Below are 23,043 nucleotides of genomic sequence, written 5' to 3'. Positions count from 1 at the left end.
AACGGCCAGTTCATGACCTCGTTCGGGTTCACTTTCCAGAACCAGGCGAGGTCATAGACCAACTCGGTCAGTTGCTCGGGGCTTCGGAATCGGGGGCTTTCGTCGCCGGCTTCAGGAAAAAACCAATGACCATCCACACCAGTGTGTTCAGGTCGAAAATGTCCAGTTGGTTAACCGAGCTGGGGGGAATGCCGGCACACACAGCAATGTACTTCGATGCAGCTTCAGTTTCGGCAACTGGTCGATTGTCTTCGCCCAAGACGTAGGGAAACACTTTGATGTTGCGAATTTCCTGAGGGGTTGGGCGACGCAGGGTCAGTTCGGTCAGTTGATCACCGTGAGCCTGAATCGGTACGGCCAACTTATGGGTAGTAGTGCTCATTATTGCCAGTCTCCAGAAATACCATCGAACTTGATCGCAACCTTTGCGTCATCGGCAGACATTTTCATTTCGTCCACCACATACGCACCGGACAGCACGTAACAACTGCCGTCCTTGAACTCGGCGGTGACCGTCATGTTGGTGCCGTTTTCCAGCTTCGCCTGAGGGAAACCCGGGGTTTTGACCGCATCGACCGACACATAGGGCGTCAGGTCTTCTTCCTTGAACACCCCCGTGGTAATCGTCTCGCGCTTGAACTTGGACAACGGCACCTCAACGCCGCCGGTAATCGTCAACTGCTCGCCGTCGACCTTGATGTAACAGGTGCCCGCGACTTTCTGACCCATAAAGGGATCTCCCATAAAAAAGCCCGCACAAGGCGGGCCGGGGTGGATGTGGAAGGGTTACGCCGCGTCTTCGTACTGCAGGCGGAACTGATAGAGCAGCGCAAACACGCGCAACTGATTGACCAGATCCGGCGGGAACAACACGTTCAGGCGGTTCGGGTTGCTCGCGTCGCGCTCGACAATCAGCTGCGCCTTGAACAGCTCGGTGTTCTCAACGATCCCGGCGCGCTCCAGCTCACGATACGCCGCGATCAGTTCGCCACGGATCACCAGCGGCGTGACGATTGCCTGGCCAGCGCCGAAGTTGGTGCCATCGTTGGCCAGCTTGCAGCGCCCGTACTTGCTGGTAATCCGACTGCGCAGGTAGCGGATAACGTGCGCCGACTGGTGCAGCGTTTCGCTGTCCAGATAGGAGTCATCCGGCTGGCCGAAGGCGTTACGCTGGTAGGTCGTCACGGCGCGCTGAATGCGGTACTCGCCGCCACTGCTCGATGCCGTAGCAATGCCGCTTTTCAGCAGGGAATCCGCCTCGGACAGCATGAAACGGTCGCTCGCAGCAGCGGGAGCAATAGCCCCCAACACACCGGTCTGCGTGGGCCGAGCCGGATCCGCGCTGATGAACACCGCCGTGCGTGCCCCCCACTGCGCCGCGACCTCCCAGACGGGCTGGGGCACGCCAGGTTCAAAGCCGTGAATCGTCATGTGCGGGTCATTGCGCAAGCGTCCCGCCGCCACCAGTTGGCCGAGCGTGCCGCGCTTGGCGCTGTACACATGGCCATAGAGCTGCTTGGCCCACGACCAGCGACCGGCGCTGTCATCCATGACGTCTTTCCAGTCATCGAGCGTAGCGCTGTCGGTCCAGGGCTGGGTGATGAACTCAAACTCTTCATCGCCCAGCGCTGCCAGCGCCATGGCCATGTCAGGCGAACCGACACCGCCAGTCATGGCAGTGACTGCCAGCACCAGGCCTGCCGGCGTTACCTCGCCATTGACGCGGCCCAGGCGATTCAGCTCGACTTGAATGTCGTTGCCGAGGTCACCCTTGAACTTTGCCGTCAGCGTCACGACAGCGCCTGCAGCCTGAGCAGTAACAGGCAGGTCAGTAGCCGCGTTGATGCTGGTCGCCAAGCCGGTGGCCACCGCCTCAGCCGACGCCGAGGCAACCACGGCAGAGCGTACACGTTGGCCAGCTACGTAGAGGTTGATCAAGCCCGCCGCTGTCACGCTGCCCGTTACGGTAACGCTGCAGGTCGCTGCCACGCCGGTATCGACCTTCAACGGCAGGCACCAGACCTCACCGGCAATGTCGATAGCGCGGTGCTTTTGGTGCATTGCGGCCAGCATCGAGCCGGCGCCGCCGATGGCAATGGCTTCAGAGGTCCGCGACACCAGCACCAGGCTACCGATTTCGGCGGCATCGGCGTTGTCGTTGACCTGGCCAATGATCAGGCGGCGAAGTCCGGCACCGGCGCCGCTGTTCGCCATCGAGTTATCAACCTCGGCGTAGAACAGCGGGACACGAATATCAGACGAAATACTGCTGAAACCGACGCTCATACCTTGACCTCTTTCTTGGGCTTGGTTTCTACCACGTCACCCACATTCAGGCGGCGCACCCAGTACGCGTTGCGGGGCACATAGGCGCCCTCTTCGGGCAGCAGTTCGCCGCCCTTCTCCGGCATCGGGTTGTCACGCCCCGCTACCGGCTTCAGGTAAATCTGAGTCATTGAGATAAGTCCTCTCGGGTTTTGATTTCGATACGCCCGTCAGGCCCCTCGGGGGCGACATTCCGGTCGACCACGGGGTCGATAAAGTCGAACGACGTGTCGACCCCCTCCAGCGCAGGCAGGCCCAGCAGCGTGCATTCCTGCCATGTTTCCGGGCTGGTACCAGACCCAATGGTTAAGTTGCCCAGCTGGAAGTCAGCGAAGAACCGGAACCGGTAAACCACCCGATCACGGTCGATTAGCAGCAAAGAACCGCCGTCATACAGCAGCTGCCCGTAATCCTTATCAGGCTCAAACCCAACCAGAGCGCGCCAGAGACTGGCCCGAACCAAATGCAACTGGTCGGCAACCTGCTGCCCGCGCTCGTCGTAGTTCTTCAGCACGACGCACACATCAATGGCGTCCCTGACCTGCTGAACAATGACGTTCTGCTGATCCGGCTCATCGGCCCCGTCGCCGGTGGGGATCACATACGCTGCAGGCAGCTTCATCAGCGCACTGCCCTTTACCGGGTCCCAATCCAGACCACCCGCCACCCGGTTTTCAAAAGACGGGCAGCGCTGTTTCAGTTGCTCGATCACTGGGGTGATTCGCATGCTTTCCTCGCGGGCACAAAAAAGCCCCATTACGGGGCCTGAGCGGCGCCTGTGGCGTCAGTTCAACAGCGCATCGGCAAAGGTCTGCCGCAGGATGCGCTGGACGTCCGCCTTGGTGTCCGCCAAGGCATCGGTCATGTAGTTGTCTCGCGGCGTGATACGCCACCCGTTTCCCTGCCGGGCAGCCACCAACGCCTGCCGCTGGCCACTGGCACGGCGATTACTCTTTCCACGCCCCTTGCCCGGGGCTAACGCCCGAGGCCTGGCCCCAAGCCGCACCCCATAGTGCAGATACGCGGGATAGAACTCTTCCATGCTTTCGGTCTTGGTCGGCGCAATACGGACCAGAAAGCCAGAGCGCGACACCTTGTAGCTGATCGAGTCGACCGTCGCGCCGGTTCGATTCTCCGGGTAGCCTGCCTGCCCACCGCCAAGCGCCAGGTTCATCTGCGCACGGCCAGTAACCAAGGCACCAACCTTACGCATGCCTGCCCGAACCTTGCGCTTGTTGAAGGCTTCAAAGTCGAACTTTTCAAAGCCTTCGATATGCAGGTAGCCGTCAACGGAAACCGAATTGCTCATCGCTTCCCCCTTCGCTGGTAGGCGGACCATCTGGCCCCAGCTCCTCAACTTCGATCACCGACCACACCATGCGCCCTGCCAGATCGGTTGGCCGGCGGACGCGAAACACCCGATCATGCCAAACGAGTTCATGCGCCGAGTCCAAGCCCGGAATGTGGCGGCAGCAAAGGCGGTGAGTGATCTTGTTGCCGGTTTGTTGAGCATTGGCATAGGTCGCCGTTCCCAGCGGCTCAACCTTTACCCAGCGGTTGCAAACGTGGGTGAACTCAGGCGCCAGGCCGGCACCTGCTGGTTTGTCGACACGAACTCGAACAGCCATGCGAGCGCGAAGCTCGCCCGAGGAAGGCTCTCTGATCGCCATGGCTAGAACCTCGGCGGCACGGTGATATCCGACAACAGGTGGTCAACGAAGCTCGACGGGACTTCAGCCAGGGATTGCCCGACGACCAAAAGCCCCCGGTGGGTGAATACCGTTTCCGCCGCCATCAGCAACCAACTCAACACACCGGGGTAGGCCTCCAAGTCCACACCAGCCCGGTAACGGATTCGCAGTCGGCCATCGGGTCGGCCTCTTGGAAAGTGCAGGTAGCTCTCCCTCCCTCCTTGGCTAAGTTCCACCTCGCCGGTAAACGGACTTACCTGCCCGGCGTCTCCCAGCACTACCACGGACTCGACGGCAACCACCTGGCCAACATCCAGCGAATGCCCCGACGGATACGCCGCCGGCCAGTCCTCCTCGTAGATCGCTTCACGGATTGCCGCTCCCGTCTTCGATTCGCCTTGGCTCGTCACTCCGGGGATGATGATCAGGTTGATCAGCTCGGGCTGAAGATCTTCCGGTTCAGCCTGACACTGATACGCGACCTGCTCCAACGTCAGCACGGGCGCCCCCGTGTAGGCAATGCGGCGCGCCATGATCAGGGCTTGTCTTCGTCGTCTTCCGGATCAGTTGTGTCCGGATCTTCATTCGGTGGTGGCTCCGTCGATGGGCCGGACTGCGCTGGCACTTTCGCAGCCGGGGCCGGCTTGCCCTTACCGCTACCGGACTTGCCAGCTTTCTTGCCTTCGTACAACTCAGCACGGCCGCCATCGATCAGCGACTGCGCTACATCTTCCTCGAAACCCGCTACCTCGCCCTTGCCGTAGCCACGCCAGGCGCCGGTGAACATAACAATTGCCTTTGCCATAAACACTCCATCCAGTTGAGCGGCCCCGGCTCATCCGGGGCCAGGGATTACATGCCAGCGCCCCACTTCACAGCGACCGCGACCACGATGCTCTCGACATGGCGCGGGCCGAAGTCGTGCTTCGCGATCACACGAAGCAAGGTCTGGTCACGCTGGAAGGCGCTGACCAGTTCGCCTTGGGCGTCCTTGTAGGAAGCCTCGTTGCTGAAGCTGAGGGTCAGGTCCATGTCTTCACCGATCATGCAGTCAGCGAAGTTGACGAAGTAGATCTCGGTTTCGTTGCCGTCAGCACCCAGGTTCACTGGGATCTGGTTGCTCAGGCCGACTGGGTAGCCCTTGAGCATGCCAGCATCGATCTCCGGGTAGGCCTTGTTGCCGTTGCCGTCTCGCAACGACTGCAACCAACGCAACACACGCGGCGCCATCAACCAGCCGCACGACTTCATCATCACGTTCGCCGTTTCCAGGCGCAGCATCATCCCGCCCAGGAACAGATCGATCTTCTCCAGGGTCAAGCCATCCACCACGGGCGCAGGCAGGATGTTGAACGGCAGCGCCCAATGACGCATACCCTTGGGCAACGAACCGGAACCGTCAGCACGGATGAAGTGCAGATCCTCCGACAGCCCCATGCTGACAGTCAGATCGTTCAGCACCAGCCCATCGACGCGAGGGTTAACCCCGCTCATGGCCAGCAGATCGTTGGAGATCGGCACGATGGCCGCTGCTTTCTTCGCCGACAGCTTGGTGTCAGCGAACGTCATGCCGGTGATCGGGATATCGGTATCGCTACCGATGTAAGTCACCACAGTGTTGCCGGTGATACGTGGTTGGGTCAGGTTGCCGTTGTTCAGCGGCAAGCTGGTCACCCCCATCTTGCGAACAATGGACACAGGCCGAAGCGACTCAATGATGTCCGTCGCGAAGTTCTGCGGCACCAGAACTCCGCCAGCTCCTGGAGTAACGGCGCTCAGAGCCATGTGAACATCAGCAGGGAAACCGCCGTCTTTGGCCATCTGAGCAGCAGTCTGCTGGTTGCCCTGCGCAGCAGCCAGCAGGCGCGCCATCTGCGCCATACCAGTGCCGGGCTTGGCCTTTTCGCTGAACGGGCCGGAAATGCTGCCTTGAGGTGGGCTGGTAGCGCCTTGGGCCGACTCGCTGACCGGCACCGCGCTCGCAGCCGCCATCCGCTCAGCCGACTCTGCACGACTGATCTTGGCGGTCAGATCGTTGATCTGCGATTCCAGGCTGGTGAACTGCTGCAACTGCTCGGCGCTCAAGCTCCCACCACCCGCCTCGATCTGGGCCAGCGCCTGCACCTGGGCAACCAGACCGGCGCGTTCGTTACGCATTTGAAGTACAAGGGACATGCTGCCTCCTGGGCATAAAAAAACCCGCACTAAGCGGGTCTGGATTCAGTTGTTACGGTTGATAGGGTCAAGCGAGCGATTGCATCGCCAACGCTGCTGCACGCACGCTGATGCGGCTTGATTGGCGCGTTGCGCGGTTCTGCGCAACAGCACGCGACAATTCATCAACGGTGTGCTGAGGGTTCTGCATGCGGTCAGCCAACCCTGCATTGATTGCATTCTGACCGCGATACAGCGCGGCCTCGGTGGCGATCACCTTGGCGACCGGCAAGCCGCGATACTCGGCGACAGCATTCACAAACATCTGGTAGCTCTCCTGCACCAGCTCGTCGAGAAAGGCCAGTGACTGCTGCGTGATAGGCTCATGCGGCGACAGGTCGTTCTTGTGCGCCCCAGCAAACACTGTGGTCACCTTGACGCCCATCCCCTCTTCCATCTTCGAGCGGTCCATGTGGCTGGCAATAACACCAATGGAGCCGACCCCACTGGTGCGACTGACCACCAGCTCACTGCAGGCCGATCCGATCAGGTAGCCGCCGCTGTAGGCCATGAAGTTGACCAGGCCGGTGATCGGCTTTTGCGCGGTCATCGCCCGAATATCGTCGGCCAGTTCGAAGGCACCTACGGCCGAGCCACCGGGGCTGTCGATATCCAGCACGATGTGCTCGACCATCGGATCACCCACAGCACGCTGCAGCTGGGAGCGCAGCGTTTCATAGCTGGTCATCGTCTCGCAGGCATTGAGGTGACTTCCACGGCTGACCAACACACCGCTGACCGGGATGACCTCAATGCCACTCTGGGCAATGGCATTACGCCGTTGTTCGTCTGCGAATGCCACACGGTCGATGGGATCGTCATCCTTCCACAGCTGCGCTGCGCCGGTACCGAGATTGACGATGTTCAGGCTCATGGTCTGGTTGGCCCAGCGCACACCCAGGTCGAGCATATCGGGCGTAACCAACAGGGGTTGATTGAATAGCAGGCTGGACGCCCGCAGGTAAGATTTACTCATTGGGCAAGAATCCTCCCGATCTCGGCATGCTGCATTTCCAACTGGGCACGCACGGTGGGGTTGCTCAGGTCGGGCTGTTTACCAGCGTCGACCATGTTTAGGGGCTGCAGGTAGATCTCGCCGCCTTGCACCGGTGGCATGTTCTCCAGGCGCCGAATGTCGTTGACACTCAACCAGCCCCACTGTCGACCAATGGCGTAGGCCTCATAGCGGCTTTTCTGGTCGCCGCGCAGCAGGCCGGACAAGTTGAACTCGATGAAGTAATCCCGCCGATCCTTCGGCAGTAGGAAATCGCGCATCATTGCCTGTTCATGACGCTTCACCCACGGCAACAGGGCGAACACCACGAACTGAATCATCAGTTGCTCAAGGGTGTTGTAATTGGACTTATCCAGGTCGTTCACCATGGGCAGCGGGATCTTGTAGATCCGCGCAATGTCCAGCCCGGTCAGCTTCATGATGCCGACGATCTCGGCGTCGACGTTGGTCATCGACACTGGCTTGAAGGTCATCCCTTCCTGCAGCAGGGCGACCTTCTTGGCATTGTCCATGCCACCGAACTTCTGGCCCCACTGGTCAACGATCTTGTCGATGATTCCCTGATCCTTGATCGCGGGAGCCTCGCGGGGCCGCTCGATCACGCCGGACACCGCCACGCCGTTGGCGAAACTCTTGCCCGTGTATTGGCGAACAGCCTGGGCCAAGCCAATCGCGTCAGCGTGCAACTCGATGGGCGACATGCCGATGTAGGGATTGGTTCCGAACCAACGGACGTGGTGAACCATACGCATCGGCAGCGCCTCGCCACTGCCGATCCGGTAATACGGCAACAGGTCAGCGCCCTTGAGCACCTGCACCTGATCGTTCTTGAGCGACCACAGCGCGGTGACGTTGCCGTCCTCACGCCGGTCGATGAAGCTGTAGGCGTTGCCCCGTAGGCTGGCCGCCCCCTGATGCCGCTCCAGATACTCGCACGGAGTCTGGAAAGGGTTCGGCTGATAGCGCAGCACGTCGTACAGAGGATGGTTGATAGCCGATTCCCGCTGCCCTTTCTCCTTACGCTGGTAAAGCTCCAGCGGTAACTGGGCCACCGTCTCAGCCAGCAAGGTCAAGCAGTTCTGCAGGATCGGCAGGGCCAGCGCAGTATCCGGGGTTACCGTCACACCTGCAGAGCTTCGACCTCGACCGATCAAGCCACGCCAGAAACTGCTTTCCGGGTTTGTCAGTGTGCCCGCGCCCGAGGCGCGCAAGCCTGAAAAGAACATGCTCAGCCCCCTCCCCCAGCCACCTGGCGCGCCGCTGCCTGATCAGCCAGCCTTGCCCAGGCCAACAGCCCGACTCCGGCGACGATAAATGCAGCTGGCTGGTACAGCATCCAGATGCCCCCAACCAGCAGTGCAAACCCCAGCAGGCCCGCCAGCCAAGACAAAATTTGCAACCTCATATACCTACCCCTTCGTCGTAAACCGACGTGCCTGATGCTTCGGAAATATCACTGCTGATGCCAACCGCCATCACGGCAGCAACGATGCCGTCGATGCGGCCTGTGGCTTTGGATTTGTCGACCTTCCGGTTGTTGGCCGGATCGAACACGATCACCGCGTTGCCCGCGTTCCAAGTCATCACCGGGTTGTCATCGTGCAGGAGGGTCTCGACTACCTCAGTGGATGAGTCGACTTCAGACACAACCTCATAGTCCTCCAGGTCCAGCTCAATCACCGCCGACGGCTCTGCTTTGCGACCCAACAGGCGCCGCTCGAACTCATCGACGGCCGGCCCCATATCCTTGAAGCCTTGGCCGAACGGCTTGAGCTCGGGCAACGTGATACCGTTGTCGTTCATCAATGACAGCAAGTCCTCGATCCGCCACCGGTCGTAAGCGATCCGCCGCACGTCGAAGTAATCGCAGATAGTTTGCAGGCGCCGCAGCACATGCAGCTTGCTGATAGCCCTCCCTGGTGTGGTCTCCAGATGGCGCTCCTTGATCCATTGCAGATACGGCACGCGGTCGCGCTTCTCCCGGCCAGAAAGATCGTCGTCGGGGATCCAGAAGTACGACAGCGAGCGCCAGTGCGGATCGTGCGGCATCGGGCTGAACATCAGCACGAATGCGGTCAGGTCCGTGGTACTGGAAAGGTCCAGCCCACCAACGCATGGTCGGTTGCGCAAGACGCGCATCGGCACCCGTTCAGCAGCACCGCGCCAGATCTCCCAGGACAGCCAAGGCGATGTAGCCTGGGTCCACTCGCAGAAGTTCAAACGCCTGACAACGGCCTCTTTCGCTGGGAGTCCCTTCGCTTCGGCCACCTGCTCCCGCAAGTATTTGCGGCCTGGGATGCCGTCGGTCTGGCCCTCCAGAATGAAGTCCAGCGAGGGGTTCACCTTCGGCCAGCATGACTCGTCCTTGAACGGGTCATCACCCTTATCCAGCGAACAGATGAAAGCAAAGAACGCATCGTTGTCCTCTTTGCCCTCGCAGATTCGCACGCCCAGGTCGTGATACTGACCGCACACCGAGCCCTTGTCGGAGCCGCTGTTAGTAATCATCACAATCAAGGCGCGGCGCCGGAACTTGGTACCGGCCCGCATCATGTTCACCGCGCTGGCCGTCTTGTGCTCATGCAGTTCATCGATCAGCGCGATGTGAGGCCGAGGGCCGGACTGGCCTTCGTCGGAGCTGATCGGGCGGAAAAAACTATGGGTGCCGGGATAGAACAGGTTCCAGACCTTCTCATCGCGACCCGATTGCACCAGGCGCGCCGAGAGGTGTGGCGCCATGTTCACCATGCTGACCGCATCGCGGAACAGGATCTGCGCCTGGTCTTTTTTCGTTGCGGCAGCGTAGATCTCAGCCCGTTGCTCACCGTCAGCGACCAGCCCATACAGCCCGATCCCACCGACCAGGGGCGACTTGCCCGAGCCCTTGGCTGTCTCGATATACGCCTGGCGAAACCGACGATAGCCATCATCGGTGTACCAGCCGAACAGGCTACCGATAATGAATGCCTGCCAAGGGGCAAGGCGGAATGGCAGACCCTCGAAGTCACCGCCGTTCAGACACAGCACGTCCTCAAAAAAGCCGATGGCGCGCAGCGCCGCTTCAGCATTCCAGATCAGCCCGCGCTCATGTCCTTTTTCCAGATCCAGCAAATGACGCCGTGCAGCGTTGCGAACGTCTGGGCCAGCGATGATCGAGCCAGCCAGCACACAGTCAGCGAAGCGCTTTACCCGGCAGTCAGTTGAAATACTTTGCGGCAGCGTCTCGTCCTTCATTGGGGAACAAATCTCCTTGTGCCGCCGGTGCGGCTCTCATATTCCGGCGCGCCAAAGGAGACAACCCGAACTGAGCGCCGGCGGCGTTGGCACGCTTCTCGGCGTCGTTGGCCAACTGCCGCAGTACGTGGGTCTGCTGCGCGCCGGTCTTGAAGGTCTGAACTTCGCCGCCCAGGCCATCTACCGACTGAGCGTTGCGCTCAGCGATCAAGCGCTGGAAGCGCAACCAGTCGCCATAAGCCTGGCAGTATGTGGCGAGCGCCATCTGGTCGAGACGCGACACCCAACCCAGTGCCAGCAGCGCCTCAGTGATCCGGGTCCACTCGGCTGCTGCGTCACCGTCAAGGAAATCAGGCATAGGCGGCACAGCAGCCGGCACTGCCGGATCTTTGATTTCGTTCAACAGATCAGCCGGCGAACGCTTACTGCGGTTGCCGCTGAGCAGATGCACCGACGCGGGCAGACTAGGCCGCCCGGAGTTACCGTTTCCAGCCATGGGAAACCTCCAATTCTGATACCCCCCCTCCCTCATTTTTCCCGGTTTTGCACGCAGAGGGGGGCATGCGGTCAAGGAACAAAGGGGGAAAATGTCTTTTACCCCCCCTACCCCTGCCAGCCTGCCCGGCTGGGCCGGGGCGCCCACTGGCCTGCGCGCAGCGATCAGCGCCGGTGCCAGTGGTGATTCGGGTCGAGCGGAATGCCTGTTGCCGTGCAGCCCGCTACACGCCCACTTCGTTCAAGCCGTTGCTTGGCCGAGTCATGGCAGAGCTTGCACAGCGCCTGCCAGTTGCCCTGATCCCAGAACAACTTCCACGCAGCCTTGATCCGCTCAGGGTCGCCCGATTCCTTGGCGTCTTTCAGACGGGGCGGGATCTTGTGGTCAACCACCGACGCCGCAACAGGGCGGTGACCGGTAGAGCACATCGAGCAGAACGGACTCAGCGCCAGGAACGCATCCCGAGATTGCCGCCAGCGGTGGCCATAACCACGGGATGCACTGCTGCCGCGACGGTCATTGAGCTTACTCATTGCTGGTCGGGCACATCACAGACACCCAGGCGCTTTGCCGCCCACCGCTCGTACAAGCCAATCGCAACGTCTGCACCCGCCATCGCGGTGAGGCAACCGAACGCAGCCGACGCCCAGACCGAAACGCCCATGGAGTAAAGCAGCATGTTGGTCGACAACCCGCACACGATGCAGGCACCTGAACGCAGCACAATGCGCCGCGCCAACCCCCAACCACGAGCGCCTGCCTTATCCGCCCTCCACATCTCGCCGGACACGCCGCCCACCAAGGACAGAACGATTACCAGCCACAGCGGCATTTCGATTAACGCTTGTTGCTCATTGGTCATGAGAGCCTCATAGGTCGAATGCACGGCGCCGGAAAAAGAAAACCCCGCCAGATGGCAGGGTTCTCAATGCGCCGACGACTCGGAGCGGGCTTGCACAGCACAGTGCTTTGGGGAGCGCCTAAGCGCAATTTGCATATCGTGGCAACGTTTTACCCCCGACCGGAAAAACCGAAAAGAGGCAGTTTTCGGTTATCCGCTTCGACCCGACTTTGACACCACTTTGGCACCGCTTTGACACACTTTGCCCCGACGAACGGTATAGCCATGAACGGCGCCCATGCGCGCCATCAGGATTGTCATTACCTGCAGATGCAGCGCCTGCACCCAATTGCGGTAAGTACGATCAGCCCCTTCAGCCAGGCCAACCTCACGCATCTGCTCGCGCACCGGCACACCGTAGTGGTATCTGAACCGGGCCAGCTTCGCCAGCGCTTGGCCCCGATCATTGCGGCGCTCCAGCTCCGCAATGGCCGCATCAACCTCAGCAGCAGCGTAATCCATCCCTGCACCTGCCCCGGCGGGAAGCCGGGTACCAGGCGTGCCACGAGGCGCACTGCCCTTCCACTCCATGATGGTGCCCATCTGGCTGCCCAAGCTGGCCTCATGGCCGAACCGGGCTTGCTGCTCACCCCAATGCCGCATAAGGCTCTCGATGTCATCAATCATCCCTGAATCCCCCGAAAATCACGCACCCAACACAAAACAGCGATACCCAACACAAACCCAACACACATAAAACCCAATAAATTCAATATCTTTAGAGCCAGTGTGTTTACTGTGTTGGGTTTGTTGGGTTTTTCTTGGATCGCATGGGGATTCTTTTTCACCTGTTTATTGCGCTCAAAAAGAACGCGCATGCGCGTGCGCGACGACAAACCCAACACACCCACAACACCACCCCGGCAACCCGCATAAAATGCGGACTTGGCCTGTGTTGACCATAGAAAATCCACCCAACACAAACCCAACACACCCGCCACACACGCAGTCATGATCATGCTGCCAGCCCCTTAACATGGTCCCAGCCGTCGACATTCCACCCAGCCAGTCTTGCCTTGGCGCGCCACTTAACGACCGCCTCGCCCAGTTCGGCCGCTTTCAATGATGGGGGCAGGGAAGCCTCGGGATCATCGGGGAAGAAAAACGCCGCAAACCGCCGCGTGTTCCCGTCTGTCCAGGGTATCGGGCGGGTCTTCTCCACTACCGAGCTGATGAACAAAGAGAACTTCGTCTGGCTCATAGCGTGCTCCTTATTACGGTGGCACCATTCCAGAAACAGCGCGTACAAGTCCGAAGACTGGCAACAACCCCATAAGCCAGACCCAAGGTCGCCACAGCGCCAGAGGTGCAAGAAGGTCTGCCACGCGGCCCGACTCAGTGCAACGAGACGCTCCCGCGCCTCTGTCTTGGGCGGTCGAGTGCGCTGGTCGAAGTCCCCGATATCGATACCCAACAACCACCCATAAAGCGCTGCCACGCCGCCATTCGCCAGTTCGTACCCGATTGCTTTCTGCCGCTCGACGGGTAGCGTCTCCGTGGGCCACATCACCAGCATCCGGCGGTCACTGTCGCTGATCGGCCAGGGCAGGATCTCGTTGCTCAGGAACACGGCGTTCATGTGGTTGGATTCCTCCCACCCGTTGATGAACTTCGACTCCATCCGAACCGTCTTCCCGGTGATCATGTGCTTGATCTTGCCGACTTGGTTGTAGCGCTGATCGCGGCTTACAACCTCTTCAAATACGGCCCAAAGCTTGCGGCTCTGCCAAGCATTGAAACTACCCTCCAACTGAGTCTGCCCCACCGTGGCCGCGTACTGCCCGTAAAGAGCACCGAACACATCGGCGAACAACAGGCTCTTGCCCGAGCCCTCCATGATCGAGTGCATCAGTACAGCGGTATCCATCTTGGCGCCCAAGTGCTGCAAGGGGTAAGCCAGCCACTTGGTCAGCCAGTCCAGCGCTTTTTCATCATGGTTGCACAGGAAGGAAATCAACCAGCGCAGGTTCTCGCAGGCAGCATCATCACGCACCGGTTCAAGAGGCAAGCCTTCAAACGTATTGATGTACAGACTCGGATCCTTGGTCATGGTCGGGTCGAACACGATGTGATCAACATCTACCACTCGCCTGCTGGGGCTATTGAGCCAAAGTGCGTAGGCATCACCAAGGGCCATCTTGACGGCGCCCTCAGCAATGCGCCGCTTCTTCTCTCGGTCCCATACGTCCTTGGTGCCGTCGATATAGACGTAGCGCTCGATGGGCGACAACTGTAGGGCACCGCCTTTCTTGGACGACATGCGCCGGGCCTGCTCGATCTCCTGCACTTGCTCCGCCGAGGTCAGCTTCTTGTCGGCGAGCTCCATCCATTCTTTCGCCAAAGCTTTGCCGACCAATGCTTCAAACCCAGACTTTTTCATGGTCTTGGCCTTATCGAGATCCCACACGTGCGTGGTGCCTTCGATTAGGGCGAAACGCCGGAAAACGCCACCGATATCGATGCCTTCGCCGCCCCCCGCACCCCCGGTGTCGGAGGAGCTGACCTCACTAGGCGCGCTACCTTCCGATGGGGTATGGGGAAGATCCACGGTTTGCTCATCTGGCGCAGCTGGCTCTAGTTGTCGCGACTCGCCCTCCATTGAGGGGGCGCGGGGAAGCTCGCCCAGCGGTGGCGGCGACGGAGGGCGAGACTTCGCATCGATCCTGAGCATGCGGGCTGCCTCTCTCGTGGCAGCCCGGACATCCCCACCATGCTCCAGAATGCAGAACACATCGAACGCATCATTCTGATGTCCGTTGTTCAGCGGGTCGGAACTGTGATGGGAATAGAGCTTGTCATCTGTGATTGTCACCCCTGGCAGACCACTACTGCTCTGGGGGCACAGCCACTTGTTGCCGATCCGCTTGTATCCGTGCGCCTCAATCAGTGTGGCGAGGTCATGACAGCGATTGAACTCTGGGATCACCTCGGGCAAATCTCGAGAGTTTTGAGTCGCAGGCCGACGAGGCGCTATTTGGACAGGCTTCGCCAATGGTGCCGACTTGGGCTGCCACGGGCAAATCGCCTCCGCACCGCGCTTGAACTCATCCCATCCCTGCCAGATTGCCAGTAGCTCAGGCGGCAGATCCGGTAGACCATCAACTTTGGGCGGGTTGCGCCAGGTATACGGCATGCCGGTATCGGGGTGAATGGACGGCGGCAAAACGTCTTGCACAAGCCCCCCACGCAGCTCCAACACCGTAATTTTCTTAAACGGCTCAGCAGCCATCCGCATAGCGCCTTCCCGATCAAGGTCGCCCGCCTCTTTCGCGGCATTGGCCTGCCCCATCAACGCCTTGAAGATCGAACCGTCGGGGTCGTTCTGGTTGGGCCAGACCAATGAATGTCGGCTCAGCTCTACGCCATCAGGCACACGAAATAGAATACGGCAGCGCGCTGGATTGCCCACCACAGTAGGATGAGCTTCGGATAACGCGTCCAGATCCATGCCAAGCTTCTCGCGCAGCACGAACCGGGTCCATTCAAGATCGTCGACGTCCAATGAACAGATCCGACTCGGGCCAAGAACCACGCCGAGGTTATGCGATGGGTTTTTCTGCCAGAAGTCGTCAGCGGCATCAGCCTCAATGAAGTAACCGCCGGGCTTATTCCAGCCCAAGCCCTTCGGCCCCTTCTCTCCTGGCTCAATCGGCACCAAGGCGAGGCCAAACGTCTCAATGTAACGCCGCGCCCATGCGGCAATCGGCACTCCGTTGCGCTCAATCATCCGCGCCGCTCCCGCAGATCTTGGCAACTAATGCAGGTCTGGCAACCCACAACCGCTTGTTGCCGTTGTAGCGGAATGGCGTCATCGCAATCAACGCAAAACTCGGCGCTAGGCTTGAATACCTGATGCGCACGACGCTGTAGGGCAACCTGCAGGTGATACTCGGCCTGCTCGTTGGCCATATCGATCTGATCAGCCATCGTTGCGGTCCTCCATCGCTTGCCGGGCGCCGGCCATGATGCCCAGCACCTCACGGATAACGTCCATACCGTGCTTTTCAAGATCGAGAACTTCATGCTGCTCCCACTTCTTGTCGGCTACACCGTCGTGCATTTTGGTGACGAACTCGCTCGCCTCATTCAACAGCTTGCCTACAGCCTTTAGCGCCTCATGGGTTGCAGGCACCGGCGTCGGCTTGTACCAAACCGCGCCCGCAGGACGTACCAGGGCATCCAACAAACGCGGATCAGCCGTCAGCCGAATGACCTCCTCCAACTCGTCTGGAGTTAGCCAGCGACGCTCTTCATCAAGCTTCAGCTTCTTCTGCAAGGCGTCGTTGTCGAGCACCATTTCAAAGGCAAGGCGAGTGATACCGCCCGAATAGTCACGCCCGGCGCGATAAAGCGCTTGGCGTAAAGAAAGGACCGGACCAGCGCCCGGCAGCAGATCTGTGCGACTCATAACCGTAAAACCCCCGTTTACGGTGTAGCCATAGGAGCAGGCAAGACCTATCCTACGACCACGACCGATGGCCTTGCTAAACGTGCTGTGCGGCACTGTTCGTCGTTCGAGCCATCTGGACGTATCTTGTGGTGAGAGGATCCAGATGGCGGGTTGTGGCGGCGCTATGCGCCGTCATCGCTGGGCTGGGGGTAATTCTTGTGGTGAGAGCTCCCCAGCCCGGCATTCCTTATGCTGCAGCTGCGCCTCCATCAGGCGGGAATACATCATCCAAGCTGCATATCACTCCCAACGAGTTGAGCGCTGTCACGATAGCCCTGCTATCCGCCAGCCCAGGAACTCGTCGGCCTGATTCATAGTTACTGAGACGCCCCTGCGACCAGCCGAGCGCTTCAGCCAGGGCAACCTGTGAGACTCCCCCCTCGGCGCGAAGCTGCGATATGCGGTTCATGAGAAACTCCAAATGACCAAGCACCAACAAAATAACAACGTTTCGTTGTTTTCACAACACGTTTAGTTTGAGCTGATGTAAACGGAGCGTGATAATTTTTGAGAATGGAATCTCTCGGACAGCGCATCGCCCGCTTACGGCGACAGAATCAACTATCCCAAGGCGCCCTGGCTGATAAGTGCGGCTGGGAGAAGGGACAAGCACGCATAGGCAATTACGAAAGAGATCTTCGCGAACCGAATATCACTGACCTGCGAATGCTTGCTAATGCGCTGGGCGTCTCACTGATGGAACTGATTGAGGGCAGCGAAGACCGTCAAAACTCTCTGGAATGCGACGCCAGCAGTCCCTCCAAAGAAGATTACGCGCTGATTCCCCAATACAGTGCCCTCGGCGCTGCCGGCAATGGCCGACTCAACGATCATGTCGAAGTCAAAGGGGGGCTTGTCTTCAAGCGCGCCTGGCTGAGCAGAATGGCGCTTAGAGAGAAAAATCTGCACGTCATATATGCCCAAGGCCACAGCATGGAGCCGACGATCAGTGATGGCGATGTAGTGCTGCTGGATCAAAGTCAAATTGAGCCACGCGACGGGCGCATCTACCTTATACGCCGCCACGGCGGTGAGCTGATCATCAAGCGCCTAATTCAGGGCGTTACAGGTGGCTGGATTATCCGTAGCGACAACGACGACAAACGCAACTTCCCCGATCAGCCGATTAGCGAAACAGACATCGATAACCTGCAGATCATAGGCAGGATAGTCTGGCATGGCGGCGCCCTCTAGAAGCGGAGCAAAGCATGGAAGCCCCAAAACGAAGAACCTCCCTCACAAAGAAACAACTTGAGACAGAGGCCGGCCTTGAGCTGCTGAACATCTGTCAGTCAATTACGGCAGACGGCAGGATCGCCAACGAAGAGATTCAAGCGATCCATAAATGGCTTGCACAAAATAGCCACACGGACCTTCCAGCAGCTCAATTCCTGTCAGAAGTTCTATCCCGTGCGCTTGAAGACCAAATCGTCACCGAAGACGAACGGCAAGAAATCGCTAAGTCTATCGAGGCTGTGCTACCGCTATCAGAGCGTAAGCTTGCGGTATCGGTTCGCAGACAAGCTGAGATTCAAGCTCAGCAATTGAGGCGTGAAGCTGAGGAAAGCTCCAAACAAGAAGCTCGCGAACTCAAGAAGCTAAATCGCCCGCTTGCCACTGCCGACTTCATGGTAGCCGGTACCCGGCATAATGGCCGAGACGAAATCATTGATATCGAGATTAGAGCTGGGTCCATCGTAACGCTCAAGCGGGAAAGAGATAACCGCCACAGCCGCTTTGCAATTGCTGTTATGACAGAAAGTGGGGAATGCATTGGCCACGTCCCCGAAGATTACGCAAGAGACCTTGCACCAATACTAGATCAAGGCGCATCACAAACCGCGAGCGTAAAGAAAGTTCTCGAGTACAGCTCAGGGCCTGTGCCCGTTGTCGTTGCACGCCTATACGACCCACGCGCCAAATTACAAATCCTTCCAACTGAAGCGGCCAAAACACCTGCAGGGCAGCCCGGAAAGCCAGGCTGGCGCATCGTTGCAGGCATAGTAATCACACTTTTCGTTTTGATGGTCATCATCGCAAACAACTAAACGTGTTGACATAAAAACAACAATGCGTTTTATTTGTCTCGCCTTCCTCTCACCACAGAGAACGAGACATGCCACACGCACAGCACACACACTGCAAAATCTATTTGCATCCATCGATCTGCAGCAGCCGTTCCGCGGTTGACGCAATCCAACGCCGTACCGGACTGCTGGTCATCACCAATCCGAAAGGCCACGCACAGGCCGTACCTGCTAGCGCCTTGTCGAACCCGTTCGGAGGCGCCGTAGCATGAGCCAGTACTCCGTTCCGTTCGCCAAACAAGAACTGCTGCATCACATCCTCCAAGTAGGCGGCAGCGCAACCTGCCCGCTCTACCGTCCCGAAACGTCCATCAACGCGGATATCGACGTTGAGCTCTGCGACGAGTCAACCCATATCAAAATCGCTCTCGGCGACCTAACCGGATCGCTGACCCTCAAACGCCGCGACCGGGCCAACCACCTGCACCTGCGGGACTTCATTCAAGACGTCGCCAACGGACGCATTGAGTCCGCACGGCCAACCGATCAAGCCATTGCCTTGATGGAAGCATTCGACAGCGTGGCGCAGGTGATTCATGAGGGCCAGGTTGCCTACGTCACACCTACCACATCAACCGAGTTTCCACTTGGCGCAGTGGTCACTGACGTAGAGGGACAAATCTGCGCAGCAGCACAAGGGAAAACCAAAGAATCGCTGGCCGAACTGGTTCGCCTGAAGCTGCGGCCCCACCCAGAGGGGCACGGGGAGCATCTATGAGCGAAACGCTTGCACAACTTCGTCGGCAATGGGCGACCCCTTGCCCAACTCTCACCGCAGTCCGAGAGCACTACTTTCCACACATTCGCACAGACGAGCATTTGCGAAAAGAAATCAGGAAAGGCCGCATTGGACTCAAGCTGACCAAGCTGCACGGTTCCAACCGGGCAAAGCCCGTGGTCTACCTGCACGACCTTGCTGCCTATCTGGACGAGCAAGCCGAAAACGCAGCGTAACAAGGCGACCCCGGCCAACAGGGGCAACAACAACCCGCCGCCAACCTCTCACCACGGTACCCACGCCGGCGGCGGGCAACCTTTGGAGCACAGCACATGCAACAGCATTACATCCTCGCACTGGCCACCCTGTGGCTCTTCACGCTGGCTATCCTGCCGTTCCTGTTCAGCGTCGCCCGACGCCGCGCTTTCGAGAATGGCCTGACAGCTGGAAAGGCCTCAGGGCAAGCAGTGAATAACCACCACATCAAAACGCTAGAAAAGACCTTGGCCGACAAAGTCACCGAGCTTGAGGACGCGAAGAAGAATTTCACCCAGGCCATGAACGCCCGCCGCGATGTGATCGCCGAGCTGGAAGCCCGGATCATGTCTTACACCGGGCTGGCCGTGACCAGGGCCGATTACAACCTCTTGACCGATGCAGCCGAGACGCTGGCACTGGCCGAGAAAACGTGGAAAGTCGCCCCGGGCACCGAGCCGTGGCGTAAACGGGCGACTCAGCAGCGTCAGGACATCCTAGCGCTCGCCATGCGCGTCCACGCCCAATTGCGCGCCACCCCTGCAACGGCCGCTACAGCGGGGGAAGCCGCATGACTGCCGCCCTTCAGATCAACACCCAAGGTGCGCAACAGCACATTCTGCCCTTCCAGCACGAACTATACGTCGACTTGTTCGCTGGCGCCGGCGGTGCCAGCAGCGGCGGAGCCCGCGTCTACCGCGATCCCGACGTGGCCATCAACCACAACCCCGTCGCTATCGCGGTCCACCGGGCAAACCACCGCAACACCCGCCACTACATCAGCGACATCTACGAGGTCGACCCACTGGAGGCGACCGGCGGGCAGCCCGTGGGCATCCTATGGGCCTCGCCAGACTGCCGCCATTTCAGCAAGGCGAAAGGCGGCGCCCCACGCAGCAAGAGCGTGCGGTCGCTGCCCTGGGTCGTGGTGCGCTGGGTCTACGCGACACGCCCACGCCTATTCTTGATGGAGAATGTCGAAGAGTTCCAGGCATGGGGACCACTGGACGAACACGGCAAACCGATCAAATCCGAGATGGGCCGCACCTTCAAGGCATTCGTTGCATGCCTCACCACTGGCCTGGCAGCAGATCACCCGGACATGGGCGAGATCATGGAGTGTATCGGTCAATGGGTGCCAATGGACGCCTTGGTGCGCGGCCTAGGTTGTGACGTGCAGTGGCGCGAGCGCCGCGCCTCGAACGCCGGGTCGCCAACTATCCGTAAGCGCCTGTTCCTCATAGGCCGCACGGACGGCCGCCCAATCGTCTGGACGAAACCGAAGCGTCACGAGAAGCCACAACCTGGTCAGCTGCCATGGCGAACCGCAGCCGAGTGCATCGACTTCTCCGACCTCGGAAAGAGCCTCTTCGCCAGAAAGCGCCCCCTGGTCGACAACACTTGCCGACGTGTGGCAAAGGGCTTCTGGCGCCACACTGTGATGGCAGAGCATCCCTTCGTGCTCCAGCTCAACGAGCAGCAGTTGGCGGCCGCGAGCCTTACCGAGTTCGCAAACGCGAGCACGCAACGGACATTCAGCGCTGACGAGCCGCTGCGCACGCAGGTAGCGCAGATCAAAGGCGGCCACTTTGCCCTGATGACCGCCTCAATGATCACCCTACGAAAGGGCTCAATCGGCGGCGGCACGAACCACGCTGTCGCATCGAGCCACGTTGAGCAAGCCAACGGCGGGTTCTACAAGGGTGACGGGCGAGCAGCAGAGATGCCACTGAGCACCATTCTCGGACGCGGCACCAATCAGCGGCTGGCCACTGCATACTTGGTGAAGTACTACGGCACTGGCGGACAGTGGCAGGGCATGGGCGAACCGATGCACACCCTGCCGACCAAGGAACGCATGGCACTGGTCACCACCGTCCAGGTGCACGCCGCGATCCTACCGCCCGAGCTGCTGGAAAAAGCCCGCAAGTCTGCTCGCTTCCTGCACAAGTACCTACCGGAACACTTCCCCGAGCCGGTCGACGTGGTGCTGCTGGGGGAACACGCCCTGGTCGACTTCACCCTGCGCATGCTCAAGGCACCCGAACTTAAGCTCGCCCAGGGCTTCAGCCCCGACTACATCCTTGATCGCGGCCTGTTCGAGAACCCTGAAACCGGCCAGCTGGAGTGGCTCCCCATCAAGAACACCGACCAGATCCGATTGATCGGCAACAGCGTCTGCCCCGACGAAGCAGAGGACCTGATCGCCGCCAACGCGAAAGACCTGATCGATCTGTACCAGCAGGAGGCAGCATGAGCACATATCGGCACCGCTGGTACACGTCCGAGGGTTACGACGGCGGCCTGCATCACTGCAGGAAGTGCGACCGCAGTGCCCAAGGCGACCGACCCGAAGCCCACGACTGCCCAGTGTCCGACGCCGAGCACAACGCAGCCGCTTGGCTCGGCCCGACCGGGCTTTACCGCACTCGCCTGGAAGCCGTGCAGAACGGTGAGCAACGCATAGAGCCCGTATCTGCGGAGCAACTGTTTGTATATGCGCGTGCCCTCGTCCTCATGCAGATCACTGAGGGCCGCCGTGATGCCTAAATCAGCACGCATCTGGCAAGCGATCAGCCTGCTTTTGGCTGTTGCGCTAGCCGCCGCTCTCATTGCCATTCATCAGCACATAGCAACTAGCCATCACACCACCGGCACGTTACCGACTGTTAACAGCCTCAGTGACGCACCGACTCTTGTGTTGAGTCCCGCTGCCCGCCGCCCTCATGAGAGGTATTCGCTGTGAACACCACGACGACCTATCAACCGGCAGTCCGAACAGTAAAGGGAATGCAGCCGCTGATCCGACCAGCCATGTCCATCATCTGCGACGTGTGCGGCAAAGCACGGACTCGCAAGGGCGGCCACGACAAATGCTCCAAGATCCGCCAGGCGGCGGGCTTCATCATCAAGCGGGAGACCAAGGCATGAGCGTCGATATCCTAAAGCTGAAGGCGCTCGCCACAGCGGCGAAACGCGATTGGTACGACTACGTAGCACTCAACGACTACGGCACGGCGATGCCGCCAGCGGTGACTTTGGAGTTGATCGCAGAAATCGAGCGCCACCGCCAGGTAAACGCCGAGGGCTGCAAGCCCGAGATCAGCATCATGCCCGTCGGCATGTCCTGCGCCGCAGTTGCGACCGGACACAACCTGGACGAAGCAGAGGGCGGTACGCCCGACAACAACATCCTGCCGGTAGTGGCGGTCGAGGGCGACCAACTGGTGATCCGCATCACCACCGAGTGCCTGCTGCACGCCGTCACATGCTCCTCGCAGTGGCCAGCCAACGAAGCCGGCTCGCCGATCAGCATCAACAACGGGCCGCTGCTGATACAGGAAATCATCCACGAGCTGCAGCGCGAGGACGAGCAGGGCACAAACCCAATGCATCAGTTGTTTGACGACGCCGCCCTGGCCGCTCTGGACAATGGCAGCGAGGCAGTGAGCTATGACGAATAGCACCATGAATACAACGGCACCCAGACCACGCATGGCCACGCACAGCCTTGATCTGCCTGCGATCTGTGATGTGTGCGGCAAGGGCAGGTCCACCCGTCAGCACGCCAAGTGCAGCAAGATCCGCCAACACCGAAAAAGCGCTGAATGGAAATCCTACATGGCCAACGCGGCCGCGAAACAAGCATTGGGGAGA

The 23,043-nt window shown here is 59.7% G+C and carries 32 protein-coding genes; 9 read left to right on the top strand and 23 right to left on the bottom strand.

Annotated features, from left to right (window positions below; all coding sequences use genetic code 11):
• Positions 1-67: 67 nt before the first annotated feature.
• The 23 genes from CS390_RS06050 to CS390_RS05950 form a co-directional block, all read right to left on the bottom strand.
• Complete coding sequence (locus tag CS390_RS06050) at positions 68-382, bottom strand: phage tail assembly protein (RefSeq protein ID WP_099773778.1); 315 nt, start codon at positions 380-382, stop codon at positions 68-70.
• Positions 382-729, bottom strand: a complete 348-nt coding sequence (locus tag CS390_RS06045) for a phage tail tube protein (protein ID WP_099773777.1) — start codon at positions 727-729, stop codon at positions 382-384. Before CS390_RS06045 ends, CS390_RS06050 begins: the two co-directional genes overlap by 1 nt.
• 57 nt (positions 730-786) lie before the next feature.
• Positions 787-2,286: a phage tail sheath subtilisin-like domain-containing protein gene (locus CS390_RS06040; protein ID WP_099773776.1), complete on the bottom strand. Its 1,500-nt coding sequence runs from the start codon at positions 2,284-2,286 to the stop codon at positions 787-789.
• Positions 2,283-2,456 carry a DUF2635 domain-containing protein gene (locus tag CS390_RS06035; protein WP_099773775.1) on the bottom strand — a complete coding sequence of 58 codons (174 nt, stop codon included), beginning with the start codon at positions 2,454-2,456 and terminating at the stop codon, positions 2,283-2,285. Before CS390_RS06035 ends, CS390_RS06040 begins: the two co-directional genes overlap by 4 nt.
• Entirely contained in the window at positions 2,453-3,037 is a 585-nt protein-coding gene (locus CS390_RS06030) for a hypothetical protein (RefSeq protein WP_256587575.1), read from the bottom strand. Before CS390_RS06030 ends, CS390_RS06035 begins: the two co-directional genes overlap by 4 nt.
• 72 nt (positions 3,038-3,109) lie before the next feature.
• A complete protein-coding gene (locus tag CS390_RS06025; protein WP_099773773.1) occupies positions 3,110-3,634 on the bottom strand; it encodes a hypothetical protein in 525 nt (174 codons plus the stop codon).
• Entirely contained in the window at positions 3,612-3,995 is a 384-nt protein-coding gene (locus CS390_RS06020) for a head-tail adaptor protein (RefSeq protein ID WP_099773772.1), read from the bottom strand. Before CS390_RS06020 ends, CS390_RS06025 begins: the two co-directional genes overlap by 23 nt.
• Before the next feature lie 2 nt (positions 3,996-3,997).
• Positions 3,998-4,549 (bottom strand): hypothetical protein, encoded by a 552-nt coding sequence (locus tag CS390_RS06015; RefSeq protein WP_099773771.1) that lies wholly within the window; start codon positions 4,547-4,549, stop codon positions 3,998-4,000.
• Positions 4,550-4,551: 2 nt separating this feature from the next.
• Positions 4,552-4,821, bottom strand: coding sequence for a hypothetical protein (locus CS390_RS06010; RefSeq protein ID WP_099773770.1), 270 nt, complete (start codon positions 4,819-4,821; stop codon positions 4,552-4,554).
• A gap of 47 nt (positions 4,822-4,868) precedes the next feature.
• Positions 4,869-6,191, bottom strand: coding sequence for a phage major capsid protein (locus tag CS390_RS06005; RefSeq protein WP_099773769.1), 1,323 nt, complete (start codon positions 6,189-6,191; stop codon positions 4,869-4,871).
• A gap of 67 nt (positions 6,192-6,258) precedes the next feature.
• The gene (locus CS390_RS06000) at positions 6,259-7,206 is read right to left on the bottom strand and encodes a S49 family peptidase (protein WP_218195294.1); all 948 of its coding nucleotides are present in this window, start codon (positions 7,204-7,206) and stop codon (positions 6,259-6,261) included.
• Entirely contained in the window at positions 7,203-8,471 is a 1,269-nt protein-coding gene (locus CS390_RS05995; RefSeq protein ID WP_099773768.1) for a phage portal protein, read from the bottom strand. Before CS390_RS05995 ends, CS390_RS06000 begins: the two co-directional genes overlap by 4 nt.
• Positions 8,472-8,473: 2 nt before the next feature.
• Positions 8,474-8,650, bottom strand: a complete 177-nt coding sequence (locus tag CS390_RS25060) for a hypothetical protein (protein ID WP_177442391.1) — start codon at positions 8,648-8,650, stop codon at positions 8,474-8,476.
• Entirely contained in the window at positions 8,647-10,479 is a 1,833-nt protein-coding gene (locus CS390_RS05990) for a terminase large subunit (protein ID WP_099773767.1), read from the bottom strand. The genes CS390_RS25060 and CS390_RS05990 overlap by 4 nt, the downstream gene beginning before the upstream one ends.
• The gene (locus CS390_RS05985) at positions 10,442-10,975 is read right to left on the bottom strand and encodes a phage terminase small subunit P27 family (protein ID WP_099773766.1); all 534 of its coding nucleotides are present in this window, start codon (positions 10,973-10,975) and stop codon (positions 10,442-10,444) included. The genes CS390_RS05990 and CS390_RS05985 overlap by 38 nt, the downstream gene beginning before the upstream one ends.
• A 164-nt stretch (positions 10,976-11,139) precedes the next feature.
• A complete protein-coding gene (locus tag CS390_RS05980; protein ID WP_099773765.1) occupies positions 11,140-11,508 on the bottom strand; it encodes an HNH endonuclease in 369 nt (122 codons plus the stop codon).
• Entirely contained in the window at positions 11,505-11,837 is a 333-nt protein-coding gene (locus tag CS390_RS05975) for a phage holin family protein (RefSeq protein WP_099773764.1), read from the bottom strand. The genes CS390_RS05980 and CS390_RS05975 overlap by 4 nt, the downstream gene beginning before the upstream one ends.
• A gap of 189 nt (positions 11,838-12,026) precedes the next feature.
• A complete protein-coding gene (locus CS390_RS05970; protein ID WP_256587574.1) occupies positions 12,027-12,503 on the bottom strand; it encodes a hypothetical protein in 477 nt (158 codons plus the stop codon).
• The gene (locus CS390_RS25245; protein ID WP_256587573.1) at positions 12,500-12,835 is read right to left on the bottom strand and encodes a hypothetical protein; all 336 of its coding nucleotides are present in this window, start codon (positions 12,833-12,835) and stop codon (positions 12,500-12,502) included. Before CS390_RS25245 ends, CS390_RS05970 begins: the two co-directional genes overlap by 4 nt.
• Positions 12,832-15,603: a DUF5906 domain-containing protein gene (locus CS390_RS05965; protein ID WP_099773763.1), complete on the bottom strand. Its 2,772-nt coding sequence runs from the start codon at positions 15,601-15,603 to the stop codon at positions 12,832-12,834. The genes CS390_RS25245 and CS390_RS05965 overlap by 4 nt, the downstream gene beginning before the upstream one ends.
• Complete coding sequence (locus tag CS390_RS05960) at positions 15,600-15,803, bottom strand: TraR/DksA C4-type zinc finger protein (protein ID WP_099773762.1); 204 nt, start codon at positions 15,801-15,803, stop codon at positions 15,600-15,602. Before CS390_RS05960 ends, CS390_RS05965 begins: the two co-directional genes overlap by 4 nt.
• A complete protein-coding gene (locus tag CS390_RS05955) occupies positions 15,796-16,284 on the bottom strand; it encodes a phage regulatory CII family protein (protein WP_099773761.1) in 489 nt (162 codons plus the stop codon). The genes CS390_RS05960 and CS390_RS05955 overlap by 8 nt, the downstream gene beginning before the upstream one ends.
• A 229-nt stretch (positions 16,285-16,513) precedes the next feature.
• On the bottom strand, positions 16,514-16,735 hold the full coding sequence (locus CS390_RS05950; protein WP_099773760.1) for a helix-turn-helix transcriptional regulator: 222 nt from the start codon (positions 16,733-16,735) through the stop codon (positions 16,514-16,516).
• Between the two features lie 104 nt (positions 16,736-16,839).
• On the opposite strand from CS390_RS05950, the gene CS390_RS05945 reads away from it, so the two are divergent.
• The 9 genes from CS390_RS05945 to CS390_RS05905 all read left to right on the top strand — a co-directional run bounded on the left by CS390_RS05945 (position 16,840) and on the right by CS390_RS05905 (position 22,850).
• Positions 16,840-17,520, top strand: a complete 681-nt coding sequence (locus tag CS390_RS05945; RefSeq protein ID WP_099773759.1) for a LexA family transcriptional regulator — start codon at positions 16,840-16,842, stop codon at positions 17,518-17,520.
• A 14-nt stretch (positions 17,521-17,534) separates the two neighbouring features.
• Positions 17,535-18,374: an HIRAN domain-containing protein gene (locus CS390_RS05940; RefSeq protein ID WP_099773758.1), complete on the top strand. Its 840-nt coding sequence runs from the start codon at positions 17,535-17,537 to the stop codon at positions 18,372-18,374.
• A 247-nt stretch (positions 18,375-18,621) separates the two neighbouring features.
• Positions 18,622-19,131 (top strand): hypothetical protein, encoded by a 510-nt coding sequence (locus CS390_RS05930; protein WP_099773756.1) that lies wholly within the window; start codon positions 18,622-18,624, stop codon positions 19,129-19,131.
• Positions 19,128-19,367, top strand: a complete 240-nt coding sequence (locus tag CS390_RS05925) for a pyocin activator PrtN family protein (protein ID WP_099773755.1) — start codon at positions 19,128-19,130, stop codon at positions 19,365-19,367. Before CS390_RS05930 ends, CS390_RS05925 begins: the two co-directional genes overlap by 4 nt.
• A gap of 96 nt (positions 19,368-19,463) precedes the next feature.
• Complete coding sequence (locus tag CS390_RS05920; RefSeq protein ID WP_099773754.1) at positions 19,464-19,961, top strand: hypothetical protein; 498 nt, start codon at positions 19,464-19,466, stop codon at positions 19,959-19,961.
• Positions 19,958-21,643 carry a DNA cytosine methyltransferase gene (locus tag CS390_RS05915; protein ID WP_099773753.1) on the top strand — a complete coding sequence of 562 codons (1,686 nt, stop codon included), beginning with the start codon at positions 19,958-19,960 and terminating at the stop codon, positions 21,641-21,643. The genes CS390_RS05920 and CS390_RS05915 overlap by 4 nt, the downstream gene beginning before the upstream one ends.
• Positions 21,640-21,936: a hypothetical protein gene (locus CS390_RS05910; protein WP_256587572.1), complete on the top strand. Its 297-nt coding sequence runs from the start codon at positions 21,640-21,642 to the stop codon at positions 21,934-21,936. Before CS390_RS05915 ends, CS390_RS05910 begins: the two co-directional genes overlap by 4 nt.
• Positions 21,937-22,128: 192 nt before the next feature.
• The gene (locus CS390_RS24905; protein ID WP_157767121.1) at positions 22,129-22,317 is read left to right on the top strand and encodes a hypothetical protein; all 189 of its coding nucleotides are present in this window, start codon (positions 22,129-22,131) and stop codon (positions 22,315-22,317) included.
• On the top strand, positions 22,314-22,850 hold the full coding sequence (locus tag CS390_RS05905; protein WP_099773752.1) for a hypothetical protein: 537 nt from the start codon (positions 22,314-22,316) through the stop codon (positions 22,848-22,850). The genes CS390_RS24905 and CS390_RS05905 overlap by 4 nt, the downstream gene beginning before the upstream one ends.
• Positions 22,851-23,043 lie beyond the last annotated feature (193 nt).

The organism is Pseudomonas sp. HLS-6, assembly GCF_002753995.1.
Taxonomy (GTDB): domain Bacteria; phylum Pseudomonadota; class Gammaproteobacteria; order Pseudomonadales; family Pseudomonadaceae; genus Aquipseudomonas; species Aquipseudomonas defluvii.
The sequence above is the reverse complement of the archived record's forward strand: the minus strand, read 5'-3'. Positions and strand labels throughout refer to the sequence as shown.

Bases quoted from the DNA above. Each gene is read 5' to 3' on its own strand.
- CS390_RS06050 (WP_099773778.1), bottom strand. From the start codon at position 382: ATGAGCACTACTACCCATAAGTTGGCCGTACCGATTCAGGCTCACGGT.
- CS390_RS06045 (WP_099773777.1), bottom strand. From the start codon at position 729: ATGGGTCAGAAAGTCGCGGGCACCTGTTACATCAAGGTCGACGGCGAG.
- CS390_RS06040 (WP_099773776.1), bottom strand. From the start codon at position 2,286: ATGAGCGTCGGTTTCAGCAGTATTTCGTCTGATATTCGTGTCCCGCTG.
- CS390_RS06035 (WP_099773775.1), bottom strand. From the start codon at position 2,456: ATGACTCAGATTTACCTGAAGCCGGTAGCGGGGCGTGACAACCCGATG.
- CS390_RS06025 (WP_099773773.1), bottom strand. From the start codon at position 3,634: ATGAGCAATTCGGTTTCCGTTGACGGCTACCTGCATATCGAAGGCTTT.
- CS390_RS06020 (WP_099773772.1), bottom strand. From the start codon at position 3,995: ATGGCGATCAGAGAGCCTTCCTCGGGCGAGCTTCGCGCTCGCATGGCT.
- CS390_RS06015 (WP_099773771.1), bottom strand. From the start codon at position 4,549: ATGGCGCGCCGCATTGCCTACACGGGGGCGCCCGTGCTGACGTTGGAG.
- CS390_RS06010 (WP_099773770.1), bottom strand. From the start codon at position 4,821: ATGGCAAAGGCAATTGTTATGTTCACCGGCGCCTGGCGTGGCTACGGC.
- CS390_RS06005 (WP_099773769.1), bottom strand. From the start codon at position 6,191: ATGTCCCTTGTACTTCAAATGCGTAACGAACGCGCCGGTCTGGTTGCC.
- CS390_RS06000 (WP_218195294.1), bottom strand. From the start codon at position 7,206: ATGAGTAAATCTTACCTGCGGGCGTCCAGCCTGCTATTCAATCAACCC.
- CS390_RS05995 (WP_099773768.1), bottom strand. From the start codon at position 8,471: ATGTTCTTTTCAGGCTTGCGCGCCTCGGGCGCGGGCACACTGACAAAC.
- CS390_RS25060 (WP_177442391.1), bottom strand. From the start codon at position 8,650: ATGAGGTTGCAAATTTTGTCTTGGCTGGCGGGCCTGCTGGGGTTTGCA.
- CS390_RS05990 (WP_099773767.1), bottom strand. From the start codon at position 10,479: ATGAAGGACGAGACGCTGCCGCAAAGTATTTCAACTGACTGCCGGGTA.
- CS390_RS05985 (WP_099773766.1), bottom strand. From the start codon at position 10,975: ATGGCTGGAAACGGTAACTCCGGGCGGCCTAGTCTGCCCGCGTCGGTG.
- CS390_RS05980 (WP_099773765.1), bottom strand. From the start codon at position 11,508: ATGAGTAAGCTCAATGACCGTCGCGGCAGCAGTGCATCCCGTGGTTAT.
- CS390_RS05975 (WP_099773764.1), bottom strand. From the start codon at position 11,837: ATGACCAATGAGCAACAAGCGTTAATCGAAATGCCGCTGTGGCTGGTA.
- CS390_RS05970 (WP_256587574.1), bottom strand. From the start codon at position 12,503: ATGATTGATGACATCGAGAGCCTTATGCGGCATTGGGGTGAGCAGCAA.
- CS390_RS25245 (WP_256587573.1), bottom strand. From the start codon at position 12,835: ATGATCATGACTGCGTGTGTGGCGGGTGTGTTGGGTTTGTGTTGGGTG.
- CS390_RS05965 (WP_099773763.1), bottom strand. From the start codon at position 15,603: ATGATTGAGCGCAACGGAGTGCCGATTGCCGCATGGGCGCGGCGTTAC.
- CS390_RS05960 (WP_099773762.1), bottom strand. From the start codon at position 15,803: ATGGCTGATCAGATCGATATGGCCAACGAGCAGGCCGAGTATCACCTG.
- CS390_RS05955 (WP_099773761.1), bottom strand. From the start codon at position 16,284: ATGAGTCGCACAGATCTGCTGCCGGGCGCTGGTCCGGTCCTTTCTTTA.
- CS390_RS05950 (WP_099773760.1), bottom strand. From the start codon at position 16,735: ATGAACCGCATATCGCAGCTTCGCGCCGAGGGGGGAGTCTCACAGGTT.
- CS390_RS05945 (WP_099773759.1), top strand. From the start codon at position 16,840: ATGGAATCTCTCGGACAGCGCATCGCCCGCTTACGGCGACAGAATCAA.
- CS390_RS05940 (WP_099773758.1), top strand. From the start codon at position 17,535: ATGGAAGCCCCAAAACGAAGAACCTCCCTCACAAAGAAACAACTTGAG.
- CS390_RS05930 (WP_099773756.1), top strand. From the start codon at position 18,622: ATGAGCCAGTACTCCGTTCCGTTCGCCAAACAAGAACTGCTGCATCAC.
- CS390_RS05925 (WP_099773755.1), top strand. From the start codon at position 19,128: ATGAGCGAAACGCTTGCACAACTTCGTCGGCAATGGGCGACCCCTTGC.
- CS390_RS05920 (WP_099773754.1), top strand. From the start codon at position 19,464: ATGCAACAGCATTACATCCTCGCACTGGCCACCCTGTGGCTCTTCACG.
- CS390_RS05915 (WP_099773753.1), top strand. From the start codon at position 19,958: ATGACTGCCGCCCTTCAGATCAACACCCAAGGTGCGCAACAGCACATT.
- CS390_RS05910 (WP_256587572.1), top strand. From the start codon at position 21,640: ATGAGCACATATCGGCACCGCTGGTACACGTCCGAGGGTTACGACGGC.
- CS390_RS05905 (WP_099773752.1), top strand. From the start codon at position 22,314: ATGAGCGTCGATATCCTAAAGCTGAAGGCGCTCGCCACAGCGGCGAAA.